This is a genomic window from Dactylosporangium sp. NPDC051485, assembly GCF_040682015.1.
Classification (GTDB): domain Bacteria; phylum Actinomycetota; class Actinomycetes; order Mycobacteriales; family Micromonosporaceae; genus Dactylosporangium.
Window position 1 is genome coordinate 1 of the sequence record NZ_JBFAZW010000173.1, and the last position, 15,120, is coordinate 15,120.

Here is a 15,120-nt window from a genome sequence, read left to right on the forward strand (position 1 = left end):
TCCGGTGAAGCGCGTCCGCGAGCAGGGCGCCGCCGTGGCCCTGGCCGTGAAGGGTCTTGTCGAGCGCCAGTCGGGCGAGCAGCACGGCCGGGATCCACGGTGGACATGAGGGTGACGTTGAGCGGGACGGTCACGAGACCGAGGCCCGCGCCGGCGAGTAGCAGCGGCCCGAATACGCCGGTGGGCCCGGGTCGAGTGGGGGCTGTTCGCCCGGACCTTCGCCGCCATGCGGCCCAGCCCGCTGCTGGCCGACCTGCCCGAGGCGCGGCAGGCGCTCGCGACGCAGACCGAGGACGAGCCGGCCGGCGACGGCGGGCGGGCCGAGGAACTGTTGCGCCAGCTCGCCGGCCTCGGCGACCCCGAGCGCCTCGACACGCTGGAGCGGCTGGTCTGCCGGGAGGCGGCGCTGGTGCTCGGCCACCGCACCGGGGCCGCCATCGACCCCGTCACCCCGTTCAAGGACCTCGGCTTCGACTCGCTCACCGGCGTGGACCTGCGCAACCGGGTCGGCGCCGCGACCGGGCTCAAGCTGCCCACGACCATCGTCTTCGACCGGCCCAACCCGCGGGCCTTCGCCGCCGACCTGCACGACCGCCTCGGTGGCGACCGGCCCTCGGACGCCACCGTGCTCGCCGACCTCGACCGGATCGACCTGACCCTCGGGCAGCTGGACCTCGGCGGCGCGGCCCGGCGCAAGGTCGCCGGCCGGCTGCGGGTGCTGCTCGCCAAGTGGGGCGAGGCCGAGGTACCGCAGCAGCGTTCCCACACCGAAATCGAGTCGGCCGGCGCCGACGAGATCTTCGCGCTGATCCGGGAGGAGTTCGGTAAGTCATGACGGACAACACGAGGGAAGCGCAGCTGCTGGAGAACCTCAAGTGGGTGACCGCCGAGCTCCGCGACGCCCGCGCGCGGCTCGCCGCCACCGAGGCGGCCGGCCACGAGCCCATCGCCGTCGTCGCCATGGCCTGCCGGTACCCGGGCGGCGTCGACTCGCCGGAGGCGCTGTGGGCCCTGGTCCGCGACGGCCGCGACGTCATCGGACCGTTCCCGCCGGACCGCGGCTGGCCGGCCGACCTGTACGACCCGGACCCCGACCGGCTCGGGCGCAGCTACGTGCGCGAGGGCGGGTTCCTCGACGACGCCGCCGGGTTCGACGCGGCCTTCTTCGGCATCTCGCCCCGCGAGGCCCTCGCGATGGACCCGCAGCAGCGGCTGCTGCTGGAGGTCGCCTGGGAGGCGCTGGAGCGGGCCGGGATCGTCCCCGCGGACCTGCGCGGCAGCGACACGGGCGTCTTCGTCGGCGGCACCTATTCCGGGTACGGCGCCGATCCCGGTCTGGACGCCCGCGACATCGAGGGCCACCTGCTCACGGGAACGGTACCGGCCGTCGTCGCCGGTCGCCTGTCGTACACGTTCGGGTTCGAAGGACCGGCGCTGACCGTCGACACCATGTGCTCCTCCTCGCTCGTCGCGCTGCACCTGGCCGCCCAGTCGCTGCGCCAGCGCGAGTGCACCCTCGCCCTGGCCGGCGGGGCCCAGGTCATGGCCATCCCCGACGCCTACATCGAGTTCAGCCGCCAGCGCGGCCTGGCCCCCGACGCGCGGATCAAGGCCTTCGCCGAGGCCGCCGACGGCACCGCCTGGTCGGAGGGCGCCGGCCTGCTGGTGCTGGAGCGGCTGTCCGACGCCCGGCGGCTCGGCCACCCGGTGCTCGCCGTCCTGCGCGGCAGCGCGGTCAACTGCGACGGCGCCTCCAACGGCCTGACCGCGCCCAACGGCCCGTCCCAGCAGCGGGTCATCGAGCAGGCACTGGTCCGGGCCCGGCTGAGCGCCGGCCAGGTCGACGCCGTCGAGGCCCACGGCACCGGCACCACCCTCGGCGACCCGATCGAGGCCCAGGCCCTCCAGCTCGCCTACGGTCAGGGCCGCCCGGCCCACCGCCCGCTGTGGCTCGGTTCGGTCAAGTCCAACCTGGGCCATACCGCCGCCGCGGCCGGCGTGGCCGGGGTCATCAAGATGGTCGAGGCGATGCGGCACGGCGAGCTGCCGCAGACGCTGCACGTCGACGCGCCCTCGTCCCACGTGGACTGGTCGGCCGGCGCCGTGCGGCTGCTGACCGAGGCCCGGCCGTGGCCGCGCACCGATGAGCCGCGCCGGGCCGGCGTCTCCGCCTTCGGCGCCAGCGGCACCAACGCCCACGTGATCCTGGAGGAGACGCCGCACGAGCCGGACGCCCCGGCGCAGCACCAAGGGGCGGTGCCGCTGGTGCTGTCGGCCCGATCGGTCGGCGCGCTGAGCGCGGCGGCGAACCGTCTGGCCGCGCGCCTGACCGATGTCCCGGAGCCTGGCCTGCTGGACGTTGCGGCGTCGCTGGCGACCGGCCGGGCGGCGCTGGAGCACCGGGCGGTCGTGGTGGCCGCGGACCGCGCCGAGGCCCTGGCCGGCCTGCGGGCGCTGGGTGCCGGGGTCGCCGCCCCGAACCTGCTGGAGGGCTTCGCGGACGCGAACCGGCGGGCGGTGTTCGTCTTCCCGGGTCAGGGTTCGCAGTGGGTGGGTATGGCGTCCGAGCTGTTGGCCGACTCCCCGGTGTTTGCCGAGTGTGAGCGGGCTCTGGCGCCGTTGGTGGATTGGTCGTTGCGGGAGGCGTTGGCTGATCCGGGGTTGTTGGAGCGGGTGGATGTGGTGCAGCCGGTCTTGTGGGCGGTGATGGTGTCGTTGGCCGCGGTGTGGGAGTCCTATGGCGTGGTCCCGGCGGCGGTGATTGGTCATTCGCAGGGTGAGATCGCGGCGGCGGTGGTTGCTGGTGGTTTGTCCATTGTGGATGGGGCGCGGGTGGTGGTGCTGCGGTCGAGGGCGTTGCGGGCGATTGCGGGCCGGGGCGGGATGGTGTCGGTTGCGGCGCCGGTGGATCGGGTGCGTGAGCTTCTGGGTGACCGGTTGTCGGTTGCGGCGGTTAATGGTCCGTCGGCGACTGTGGTGGCCGGTCCGGTTGAGGCGCTGGAGGAGTTCATGGCCTCCTGCGGCGAGGACGTTCGGGTGCGCCGGATCCCGGTGGATTATGCGTCGCATACGCCGCACGTGGAGGAGCTGCGCGAGCAGATTTTGGCCGATCTCGAGGGTCTCAACCCGATATCCGGGCGGGTGCCGTTCATATCGGCGGTGACGGGCGATGTGCTGGATATGTCGCTTTTGGATGGGGCGTATTGGTACACGAATCTTCGGCAGCCGGTGCGGTTTGAAGATGCGGTGAACACTGCGCGTGGCCTTGGGCTGGACGGGTTCGTTGAGTGCAGTGCGCATCCGGTTCTCGCGCTCGGGGTGGGGACGTTGCGGCGCGACGATGGCGGGTTGCGGCGGCTTGTGACCTCGCTGGGCGAGGCTTGGGCGCAGGGGATCGGGGTTGACTTCCGGCCGCTGCTCGACGGCGGGCGGCGGGTGGAGCTGCCGACATATCCGTTCCAGCGGGAGCGGTACTGGCTCACGCCCGATGCCGTCCCGGCCGACCCGCTGCGCTACGACGTGGCCTGGGTGCCCGTCGACACCAACGACGAGCCCGTGCGCGGCGCCTGGCTGGTCGCCGCCCCCGAGGGCGATCCCGTCGCCGAGCTGTGCGGGCGGGCCCTCGCCGGGCGTGGGGCGGCCGTGCGGCAGGCGCCGGTTGGCCGGGTGAGCGAGGAGCTGGGCGACGCGGCCGGCGTCCTCGTGGCCGCCGCCGATGCCGTGGACGTCGCCGTACTGGTCAAGGCGCTGGCCGAGCGGGGCGCCGAGGTGCCGGTGTGGTGCGTCACGCGGGGGGCCCTGCCGCTGAGCGCCTCCGACACCGACATCAGCCCCGCGCAGGCGCAGGTGTGGGGACTCGGCCGCGTCGCCGCCCGGGAACACCCGCGGCTGTGGGGCGGCGTCATCGACCTGCCCGCCGTGCTCGACGAGAAGGCCGGGGACCGGCTGGCCGGCGTCCTGGCCGACCCGGGCGCCGAGGATGAGGTCGCCGTCCGGGCCACCGGCACCTACGGCCGCGGCCTGGTCCGGGCCGGCGGGCCCGGCGCCGCGGCCGAGCCCTGGCGGACCTCCGGCACCGCGCTCGTCACCGGCGGCGGCCCGCTCGACCCGCTGGTCGCCCGCTGGCTGGTGGCCGCCGGCGCCGAGCACCTCGTGCTCACCGGGCCGGTCGGCCGGGGGCTCATCGACGAGATCACCGCCGACGGCGTGACGGTCTCGCTCACCGGCGTCGACCTCGCCGACGGGGAGCAGACCGCCGAGCTGCTGGCCGAGCTGGCCGCCGCCGGCCGCCCGGTCCGCTCGGTCGTGCACACCCCCGCGCCCGTGCCGCTGGCCGCGCTGGCCGGGTCCGATGCTGACGGCCTGGCCCGGGCGATCGAGGCGAAGACGGCCGCGGTACGCCAGCTCGACCGCCTCCTCGCCGAGCGCCTCGACGCGTTCGTCGTCTTCTGCTCCGCGGCCGGCGTGTGGGGCAGTCCCGAGCACGCGGCCCACGCCGCCGCCGAGGCCGAGCTGGAGGCGCTCATCCACCGGCGGCGGGCCCGCGGCGCCGGCGGCAGCGCCGTGAGCTGGGGCATGTGGGACGTGCCGCCGGCCGCCGACCGGGGCGAGCGCGCCGAGCAGGCCCGCCGGCACGGCGTGTCGCCGCTGGATCCCGGCAGCGCGGTGAGCTGGGACGTGCCGCCGGCCGCTGAGCAGGCCCGCCGGCACGGCGTGCCGCTGCTGGATCCCGGCACCGCGGTGAGCTGGGACGTGTCGCCGGCCGCCGAGCAGGCTCGCCGGCACGGCCTGCCGCTGCTGGATCCCGGCACCGCGCTGGCCGCCCTGCGGCGGCTGCTCGCCGAGGACGCCCCGTCCGCCGTCATCGCCGACGTCGACTGGTCCCGGTTCGCGGACCTCTTCGGCGCCGCGCGGCCGACCCGCCTGTTCGAGCGGCTCGCCGGGCCCGGCCGGGTGAGCGACCCTGCCGCCGCGCCGGGCGACGAGGGCGCCGGGGCGCAGCTGCGGCGGCGCCTGGCCGGCCGGTCCGCGACCGAGCGCGCCGAGATCGTGCTGCGGCTGGTCCGCGAGCAGGTGGCGGCGGTGCTCGGCCACGCCGGCCCGGAGTCGGTCGAGCCCGGCAAGGCGCTCAAGGAGCTTGGCTTCGACTCGCTCACCGCCGTCGCGCTGCGCAACCGGCTCATCGCCGCCACCGGGCTGACGCTGCCGACCACGCTCGTCTTCGACCACCCGACCACCGCCGCCCTGGCCGAGCTGGTCGAGGCGGAGCTGCGCGACGACGGGCCGGTGGCCGCCGGCAACCCGCTCGACTCGGTGCCGGCGGTGCAGGGCGAGCTGGAGCGCATCGAGGCGGCCGTCGCCGGGCTCGCCATCGCCGCGGGCGAGCGCGCTGGGCTGGCCGCCCGGGTGCGCAGCCTGCTGGCCCGGCTGGAGGGCGCCGGCGAGGAGGAGCCCGCCGGCTCCGTCATCGACCGGCTCGACAGCGCCGGCGACGAGGAGCTCTTCGCGTTCATCCGGTCCTCGTTCGGCACGCCCGCGTCTGATTCGACGAGCTGAAAGGTACTGCCGTGGCGGACGACAACAAGCTTCGGGAATATCTGAAGTACGTGACCGCGGATCTGCACGAGACCCGCCAGCGGCTGCGCGCCGTGGAGGAGGCGGGCCGCGAGCCGATCGCGATCGTCGGCATGGCGTGCCGCTACCCGGGCGGGGTGGCCGGCCCCGAGGACCTGTGGGACGTGGTCGACGGCGGGCGCGACGCCATGTCGCCGTTCCCGGCCAACCGCGGCTGGGACCTCGACGAGCTGCGCCGCCGCTCGCAGTCGCAGGAGGGCGGCTTCCTGCCCGGCGCCGACGAGTTCGACGCGGCGTTCTTCGGCATCGCGCCGCGCGAGGCGCTCGCGATGGACCCGCAGCAGCGGCTGTTCCTGGAGACGTCGTGGGAGGCGCTGGAGCGGGCCGGGATCGCCCCGCTGTCGCTGCAGGGCAGCAACACCGGGACCTTCGCCGGCTGCTACGGCCTGGACTACTGCTGGTCGATGTCGCCCGCGCCGCAGGGGTACGAGGGCCACCTGACCACCGGCGGCGCCTCCAGCGTCGTGCCCGGGCGGGTGGCGTACATCCTGGGGCTGCAGGGCCCGGCGGTGGCCGTCGACACCGCCTGCTCGTCGTCGCTCGTGGCGGTGCACCTGGCCGCGCAGGCGCTGCGGGCCGGCGACTGCGCGCTGGCGCTGGTCGGCGGCGTGTCGGTGATGTCGACGCCGCTGGAGTTCCTCGGCTTCTCCGAGCAGGGCGGGCTGGCCCCCGACGGCCGGTGCAAGCCGTTCTCGGAGCGGGCCGACGGCATGAGCCTGGCGGAGGGCGTGGGCGTGCTCGTGCTCGAGCGGCTCTCCGACGCCCGCCGCCACGGCCGCCGCGTGCTGGCCGTGGTGCGCGGCTCGGCGGTGAACCAGGACGGCGCCTCCAACGGGCTCACCGCCCCTAACGGGCCGTCCCAGCGGCGGGTCATCCGGGCCGCGCTCGCCAACGCCGGACTGCTGCCGGCCGACGTGGACGCGGTCGAGGCGCACGGCACCGGCACCCGGCTCGGCGACCCGATCGAGGCCCAGGCCCTCCTGGCCACCTACGGCCGGGACCGCGACCGCCCGCTGTGGCTCGGCTCGGTGAAGTCGAACATCGGCCACACCCAGGCCGCGGCCGGGGTGGCGGGCGTCATCAAGATGGTTGAGGCGATGCGCCGCGGCGTGCTGCCCCGGACCCTGCACGCCGAGGACCCGTCGTCCCACGTGGACTGGTCCGCCGGCGCGGTGGCGCTGCTGGACCGCGCCCGGCCGTGGGAGACGGCGGAGGACCGCCCGCGCCGCGCCGCGGTGTCGGCGTTCGGCATCAGCGGCACCAACGCCCACGTGATCCTCGAACAGGCGGTGGACGAGCCATCGCCGGCGGGCACCTGGGAACACCCGTTGCCGCTGGTCGTGTCGACCCGCTCCGCCGCCGCGCTGCGGGACCAGGCGGCCCGGCTCGCCGCCCGGCTGCGGGACGACCCGGACCTGAGCCTGCTCGACGTGGCGGCCTCGCTGGCGACCGGCCGGGCGGCCCTGGACCACCGCGCGGTCGTGGTCGCCGCGGACCGCGCCGAGGCGCTGGCGGGCCTGGACGCGCTGCACCACGGCGAACCCGCGGCGAACGTCCTGGAGGGCCTCGCCACCGAGCCGCGGCGGGCGGTGTTCGTCTTCCCGGGCCAGGGTTCGCAGTGGGTGGGCATGGCGTCCGAGCTGTTGGCCGACTCCCCGGTGTTCGCCGAGTGTGAGCGGGCCCTGGCTCCGTTGGTGGATTGGTCGTTGCAAGACGCTCTGTCCGACCCGGAGTTGTTGGAGCAGGTGGATGTGGTCCAGCCGGTCCTGTGGGCGGTCATGGTCTCCCTGGCCGCGGTCTGGGAGTCGCATGGCGTGACTCCGGCGGCCGTGATCGGCCACTCGCAGGGTGAGATCGCGGCCGCGGTGGTGGCCGGTGGGCTGTCCATTGTGGATGGGGCGCGGGTGGTGGTGCTGCGGTCGAAGGCGCTGCGGGCCATTGCCGGTAAGGGCGGCATGGTCTCGGTTGCGGCGCCGGTGGATCGGGTGCGTGAGCTGATCGACGGCCGGTTGTCGGTTGCGGCGGTCAATGGTCCGTCGGCGACGGTGGTCGCTGGTCCGGTTGAGGCCCTGGACGAGTTCATGGCCTCCTGCGGCGAGGACATCCGGGTGCGCCGGATTCCGGTGGATTATGCGTCGCATACGCCGCAGGTGGAGGAGCTGCGTGAGCAGATTCTGGCTGATCTCGACGGTCTGAGCCCGGTATCTGGGCGGGTTCCGTTCATATCCGCGGTGACGGGTGAGGTGCTGGATACCGCTCAGCTGGATGGGACGTATTGGTACACCAATCTTCGGCAGCCGGTGCGGTTTGACGATGCCGTGAATGCCGCGCGGGAGCTGGGGCTCGACGGGTTCATCGAGTGCAGTGCACACCCGGTGCTCGCGCTCGGGGTGGGGACGCTGCGGCGGGACGACGGCGGGATGCGGCGCCTGGTCACGTCGCTGGGCGAGGCGCACAACCAGGGGATCGGCGTCGACTTCGGGGCGCTGCTGGCCGGCGGGCGGCGGGTAGACCTGCCGACGTATGCCTTCCAGCGGGAACGGTTCTGGCTCAGCGGCGACGGGAGCCCCGGCGGTGACGAGCCGGTGGTCCGGCTGGCGCACGCCGACGCGTACCTGCTGACCGAGCGGCTCTCGCTGCGCACCCAGCCGTGGCTGGCCGACCACGCCGTGAACGGCACCGTGCTGCTGCCGGGCACCGCGTTCGTCGAGCTGGCGCTGAGGGCCGGTCAGGAGTGCGGCTGCCCGGCGGTCGAGGAGCTGACCATTCAGGCGCCGTTGGTGCTGGGCGGCGAGGATGCGGTACGGGTGCAGGTTTGGATCTCCGAACCGGACGCCGACGGGCGCCGGCCGCTGACCGTCCACTCGCGACCCGACCGCGACGACGCCGGGTGGACCGTGCACGCGGAGGGCCGGCTCGCCCCCGGCGCGGCCGCGGCCCCGACCGGGCTGGCCGAGTGGCCGCCGCCCGGCGCCGAGCCGCTGCCCGTCGGCGACGCGTACGAGCGGTTCGCCGCCAACGGGTACGGCTACGGCCCCGCCTTCCGCGGCCTGCGCGCCGCCTGGCGCCGGGGCGACGACCTGTTCGCCGAGGTCCGGCTGCCCGAGCCGCAGCAGGCCACCGCGGCCCGCTACGGCCTGCACCCGGCCCTGCTCGACGCCGCGCTGCACGCCGGCCTGCTCGACCCGACCGGCGGCCCGGCCCTGCCGTTCGCCTGGACCGGGGTGACCCTGCACGGCACCGGCGCCACCGGCCTGCGCGTGCGGCTCTCCCCGGCCGGCCCGGACGCGGTGACCGTCGTCGCCGCCGACGCCGCGGGCGAGCCGGTCGCGGTGGTCGAACGACTGGTCTCCCGGCCGCTCACCGACGCCGGGCCGGCGGCCGGATCCGATGCGCTGTTCCGGGTGGACTGGGCTGCGCTGCCGGTCGAGGAGCGGCCCGAGCCGGCCGGGTGGGTCGTCGTCGGCGCGGATGACCTCGGCGTCACCACCGCGCTGTGGGCGGCCGGGCTGGCCCCGACGAGCGCCTGGGACCTGCCGTCGCTGGCCGAGGCGGTGACGGCCGGCGCACCGGCCCCCGATCTGGTCGCAGCCTCGTTCACCGGCCTGGGCGGCGACACCGCCCTTGATGGCGGCACCGGCCTCGGCGGCGATCCGATCGACGCCGTGCACCGGGTGACCGCCGCGGGCCTGGAACTGGTCCAGGCCTGGCTGAGCGCCGAGGCGTTCGAGGCGGCGCGGCTGGTCGTCGTCACCCGCGGCGCCGCCGCCCCCGAGCCCGGCCGGCCGGTCGACCTGGCCGGCGCGGCGCTGTGGGGCCTGCTCAAGTCGGCTCAGGCCGAGCACCCCGGCCGCATCCTGCTGGTCGACCTCGACGACACCGACGAGTCCGCCGCCGCCCTGGCCGCCGTGGTCTCCGCGGCCGCCGCCGCCCGTGAACCACAGGTCGCCGTACGGGCCGGGGCCGCCCGGGTGCCGCGGCTGGCCCGGGCGGGCGCCGACGGCGACCTGCGCCTCCCGGCCGGCGACGGCTGGGTCGTCGAGGAGTCCGGCGCCGGGACCGCCGACGGGCTGCGGGTGGCCGAATCCGCGGCGGGCGGGCGGCCGCTGGAGCCGGGGCAGGTGCGCGTCGCCGTGCGGGCCGCCGGCCTCAACTTCCGTGACGTGCTCATCGCGCTCGGCATGTACCCCGGCGAGGCCCGCATGGGCAACGAGGGCGCCGGCGTGGTCGTCGAGGCCGCCCCGGACGTGCGCAACGTGGCCGTCGGCGACCGGGTGGCCGGCCTGCTGCCCGGCTCCTTCGGCCCGGTCGCCGTGGCCGACGCGCGGACCGTCACCCGCATCCCGGACGGCTGGTCGTTCGAGCGCGGCGCCTCGGTCCCGACCTGCTTCCTCACCGCCTACTACGCGCTGGTCGACCTGGCCGGGCTGCGCGCGGGCGAGCGGGTCCTCGTGCACGCGGGGGCCGGTGGGGTGGGGATGGCCGCGGTACACCTGGCGCGGCAACTCGGCGCGGAAGTCTTCGCCACCGCGAGCCCCGCCAAGTGGGACGTGCTGCGCGGGCTCGGCCTCGACGACGAGCACATCGCCTCCTCCCGCGACCTGGGCTTCGCCGAGCGCTTCCCCGCCGTCGACGTGGTGCTCAACTCCCTCGCCGGTGACTTCGTCGACGCCTCGCTCGGCCTGCTCGCCGAGCACGGCCGGTTCATCGAGATGGGCAAGACCGACGTCCGCGTCGGCCTGGGGCCGCGCTATCGCGCCTTCGACCTGCAGGAGGCGGGTCCGCAGCGGATCGGGGAGATGCTGGCCGAGGTCATGGCGTCGCTCGAGCCGGCGCTTCCGGTGACGGTGTTCGACATTCGCCGGGCGCCGGAGGCATTTCGGTACATGAGCCAGGCCAGGCACGTCGGCAAGATCGTGCTGCGGTTGCCCCGCCCGGCCTGGCCCACCGAGGGCACGGTGCTCGTCACCGGCGGCACCGGCACCCTCGGCCGCCTGGTGGCCCGCCACCTCGTGACCGAGCACGGCGTGAGCGACGTGCTGCTGGTGGGCCGCTCCGGGGGCGCCGGGGAACCGGACCCGCGGGTGCGGGTCGCCGCCTGCGACATCGCCGACCGCGACGCCGTGCGGCGGCTGCTGGACACCGAATCGGTGCGCGCCGTCGTGCACCTGGCCGGCGTGCTGGACGACGGGACCGTCGAGTCGTTCACGGCCGAACGGCTCGGCACGGTACTGCGCCCGAAGGCCGACGGCGCGCTGATCCTGCACGAGCTGACCGCCGGGCGGGACCTCGACGCGTTCGTCATGTTCTCCTCCGCCGCGAGCGTGCTCGGCAGCCCCGGCCAGGGCAACTACGCCGCCGCGAATGCCGTCCTCGACGCCCTCGCCCACCACCGGCGGGCCCAGGGGCTGCCGGCGCAGTCCCTCGCCTGGGGGCTGTGGCAGCCGACCAGCGCGCTGACCGGGCACCTCGACGACAGCGCCGTGGCCCGGCTCATGCGCGGCGTGTCCCGCCCGATCGCCGCCGAGCAGGGCCTGGCGCTGCTCGACGCCGCCCCGGCGGCCGACGCGGCGCTGCTCATGGCCGTGCCGGTGGACACCACGGGGCTGCGCCGGCTCGCCCTGCAGGGCGAGCTGCCGGCCCTCGCGCGGGGGCTGGTCCGCCAGGCGCCGCGGCGGGCCGCGAACGACACCGCCGCCGACGGCCGGGCGCTCGCCGACCGGCTGGCCGCCCTGGGCCCGGCCGACCGCGAGCGCGAGGTCACCGACCTGGTCCGCGGGCACGCCGCCGCGGTGCTGGTGCACGCCTCGGCCGACGCCGTGGACGCCCACCGGCCGTTCAAGGACCTCGGCTTCGACTCGCTGACCGCGGTGGAACTGCGCAACCGGCTCGGCGCGGCCACCGGCGTGCGGCTGTCCGCCACCGCCGTCTTCGACCACCCCACCCCGGCCGAGCTGGCCCGGCACCTCCTGGTCGCCCTCGTGGGGGAGGCCCAGCCGGCGCCGGAGGAGGCCGCACCCGTGCTCGCCGCGGCGGACGACCCAATCGTGGTCGTCGGCATGGCCTGCCGCTACCCGGGCGAGGTCGCCTCGCCGGAGGACCTGTGGCGGCTGGTCGAGTCCGAGGTGGACGCGATCGGGCCGTTCCCCGCCGACCGCGGCTGGGATCTGGCCGGCATCTACTCGCCCGACCCGGACCGGCGCGGCCACACGTACGCGCGGGAGGGCGGCTTCGTCCAGGACGCGGCCATGTTCGACGCCGACCTGTTCGGCATCTCGCCCCGCGAGGCGCTCGCCATGGACCCGCAGCAGCGGCTGCTGCTGGAGACCACGTGGGAGGCGATGGAACGGGCCGGCATCCCGCCGATGTCGCTGCGCGGCAGCCGCACCGGCGTCTACGTCGGCGCCGTCGCCTCCGGCTACGCCTCCGACCTGCGGGAACTGCCGGAGGGCGTGGACGGGTACCTCGGCACCGGCGTCTCGGCGAGCGTCCATTCCGGGCGCATCGCCTACGCCTTCGGCCTGGAGGGCCCGGCGGTCACCGTCGACACCGCCTGCTCCTCGTCGCTGGTCGCGCTGCACCTGGCCACCCAGGCGCTGCGTAATGACGAGTGCTCGCTCGCCCTGGCCAGCGGCGTCTGCGTGATGCCGACCCCGGCCGAGTTCATCGAGTTCAGTCGGCAGCGGGCGCTGTCGCCGGGCGGCCGCTGCCGCGCCTTCGCCGAAGCGGCCGACGGCACCGCCTTCGCCGAGGGCGTCGGGGTGCTGGTGCTGGCCCGGCTGTCCCGGGCCCGCCGCCTCGGCTACCGAATCCACGCCGTGGTGCGCGGCTCGGCCGTGAACTCCGACGGCGCCTCCAACGGCCTCACCGCCCCGAACGGCCCGTCGCAGCAGCGGGTCATCCGGGCCGCGCTGGCCAACGCCGGCCTGCGGCCGTCCGACGTGGACACGGTCGAGGCCCATGGCACCGGCACCTCCCTGGGTGACCCGATCGAGGCCCAGGCGCTGCTGGCCACCTATGGACAGGACCGGAGCGAGCCGCTGTACGTCGGGTCGCTCAAGTCCAACCTGGGCCACACGCAGGCCGCCGCGGGCGTCGCCGGGATCATCAAGATGGTCGAGGCGATGCGCCACGGGGTGCTGCCGCGCACCCTGCACGTCGACGCCCCCTCCTCGCACGTCGACTGGGCCTCCGGCGCGGTCTCGCTGCTCACCGAGGCGCGCGAGTGGCCGGCGCTCGATCGGCCGCGGCGGGCGGGCGTGTCCTCGTTCGGCATCAGCGGCACCAACGCCCACGTGATCCTGGAGCAGCCGCCGGCGTTGAATTCGGACGAAGAGGGCAAATCACCGCCGGAAATCACGCTGCTCCCGCTCTCGGCCCGCACCGAGAGCGCGCTGCGAGCCCAGGCCGGCCGCCTGCGCGACTTCGGCGATGAGCCGGGGGACGTCGCCGCCGCGCTGGTCCGGACCCGGACCGCGCTGGAGCACCGGGCGGTGGTGATCGGCCGCGACCGCGAGGAGCTGACCGCCGGCCTCGACGCGCTCGCCGGGGGCGGCCCGTCCCCGGCCGTGGTGCGGGGCGTGGCCGACATCGCCGGGCGGACCGTGTTCGTCTTCCCCGGCCAGGGCTCGCAGTGGGAGGGCATGGCCGTCGAGCTGCTCGACGCCTCGCCCGTGTTCGCCGCCCGGCTCGCCGAGTGCGACGCGGCGCTGGGCGCCCACCTGGACTGGTCCGTGGCCGACGTGCTGCGCGGCGCGCCCGGCGCCCCGTCGATCGAGCGGATCGAGGTGGTCCAGCCGGTCCTCTTCGCCGTGATGGTCTCGCTGGCCGCGCTCTGGCGGTCGCAGGGCATCCACCCCGATGCCGTCGTCGGCAGCTCCCAGGGCGAGATCGCGGCGGCGTGCGTGGCCGGCGCGCTGACCCTGCAGGACGCGGCCAAGGTCGTGGTCCTGCGCAGCCGGCTCTTCGCCGACGAGCTCGCCGGCAACGGGGCCGTGGCGTCCGTCGCCGCGCCCGCCGACGAGGTCCGGGCCCGGCTCGCCCGCTGGGGCGAGCGGCTCGCCGTCTCCGGGATCAACGGCCCGCGCCAGGTCGCGGTGGCCGGTGACCTGGAGGCGCTCGGCGAGTTCGTGGCCGCGTGCGAAGCCGACGGGCTGCGCGCCCGGGTGGTGGCCGCGACCGTCGCCTCGCACTGCGCGCAGGTCGATCCGCTGCGGGAGCGGCTGACCGCCATGCTGGAGCCGCTGTCGCCGCGCCGGGCCGAGGTGCCGTTCTGGTCCACGGTCACCGGGGAGCCGATGGACACCGAGGGGCTCGATGCGCAGTACTGGTACTGGAACGCCCGCCGCCCGGTCGAGCTGCACGCGGCCGTGCGGGCGCTGCTCGCCGACGGCCACCGGATCTTCGTCGAGTGCAGCACCCACCCCGTGCTCACGGTCGCGCTGCAGGACACGGCCGAGGAGGCCGGCATTGCGATCGCCGCGGCCGGCACGCTGCGCCGGGGCGAGGGCGGCCCGCAGCGGCTGCTGACCTCGGTGGCCGAGCTGTACGTGCGCGGGGTTGCCGTGGACTGGCCCGCGCTGCTCGGCGGGCCGGGCGAGCGGTGGGTGGACCTGCCGACGTACGCGTTCGACCGCCGGCGGTACTGGCTGCAGGGCGAGCCCGTCCTCGCGGGCGACCCCGCCGACGAGCAGTTCTGGGCCGCGATCGAGCGGGGCGACCTGGCCGGCGTGGCCGACGCCCTGCAGGTCCCCGACGGCGCCGCGCTCGCGCCCGCGCTGCCCCTGCTGTCGGGCTGGCGCCGCCGGCGCCGCGAGAGCTCCACCGTGGACGGCTGGCGCTACCGCGTCGAGTGGGAACCGCTGGGCGGCCCCGCCGCGGCGGGGCTGGACGGCGAGTGGCTGCTGGTCGAGCCGGAGTCGGGCCTCGCCGACGGTACGTCCACCGCCGTCGCCAAGGCCCTGCAGTCCGCCGGCGCCGAGGTCCGCACCATCACCGTCGCCCCCGAGGAGGCCGGCCGGGCGGCGCTGGCCGCCCGCCTTCGCGACGCCGCGCCGGGCGCCCGGGCCGTGGTATCCCTGCTCGCCCTCGATACCAGGCCACTGCCCGCCCACCCCGAGCTGCCGGTCGGCCTGGCCGGCACGGTCACGCTCACCCAGGCCCTCGGCGACGCCGGCATCGAGGCGCCGCTGTGGTGCCTGACCCGCGGCGCGGTGCACGCCGGCCCGGCCGACGCCCCCGCCGACCCCGCCCAGGCCCAGGTCTGGGGCTTCGGACGGGTCGCCGGGCTGGAACGCCCGCGGGCCTGGGGCGGCCTCGTCGACCTGCCCGGCGGCGACCTCGACCCGGACGCGCTCCTCGCCGTCCTGGCCGGGGCCGGCGGCGAGGACCAGTCGATGGTGCCCTCCCAGCGCAGGGTCGGGTTCGCCGCGGTGCCGATGTTGAGGTCGTAGCGCTGGAAGACCACGTCCCGCCCGGACGGCGTGT

The 15,120-nt window shown here is 76.0% G+C and carries 3 protein-coding genes; all 3 read left to right on the plus strand.

Features of this window, described 5'->3' with window-relative positions:
- Nucleotides 1-226: 226 nt before the first annotated feature.
- Genes AB0M46_RS48540 through AB0M46_RS48550 form a run of 3 tightly spaced genes read left to right on the plus strand, consistent with a single transcriptional unit; the run spans nucleotide 227 to nucleotide 15,086 of the window.
- Nucleotides 227-835: a phosphopantetheine-binding protein gene (locus AB0M46_RS48540; protein ID WP_363348013.1), complete on the plus strand. Its 609-nt coding sequence runs from the start codon at nucleotides 227-229 to the stop codon at nucleotides 833-835.
- Nucleotides 832-5,556, plus strand: a complete 4,725-nt coding sequence (locus AB0M46_RS48545; RefSeq protein ID WP_363348015.1) for a beta-ketoacyl synthase N-terminal-like domain-containing protein — start codon at nucleotides 832-834, stop codon at nucleotides 5,554-5,556. The genes AB0M46_RS48540 and AB0M46_RS48545 overlap by 4 nt, the downstream gene beginning before the upstream one ends.
- Before the next feature lie 11 nt (nucleotides 5,557-5,567).
- The gene (locus AB0M46_RS48550) at nucleotides 5,568-15,086 is read left to right on the plus strand and encodes a beta-ketoacyl synthase N-terminal-like domain-containing protein (RefSeq protein ID WP_363348017.1); all 9,519 of its coding nucleotides are present in this window, start codon (nucleotides 5,568-5,570) and stop codon (nucleotides 15,084-15,086) included.
- Nucleotides 15,087-15,120 lie beyond the last annotated feature (34 nt).

Bases quoted from the DNA above. Each gene is read 5' to 3' on its own strand.
- AB0M46_RS48540 (WP_363348013.1), top strand. From the start codon at position 227: ATGCGGCCCAGCCCGCTGCTGGCCGACCTGCCCGAGGCGCGGCAGGCG.
- AB0M46_RS48545 (WP_363348015.1), top strand. From the start codon at position 832: ATGACGGACAACACGAGGGAAGCGCAGCTGCTGGAGAACCTCAAGTGG.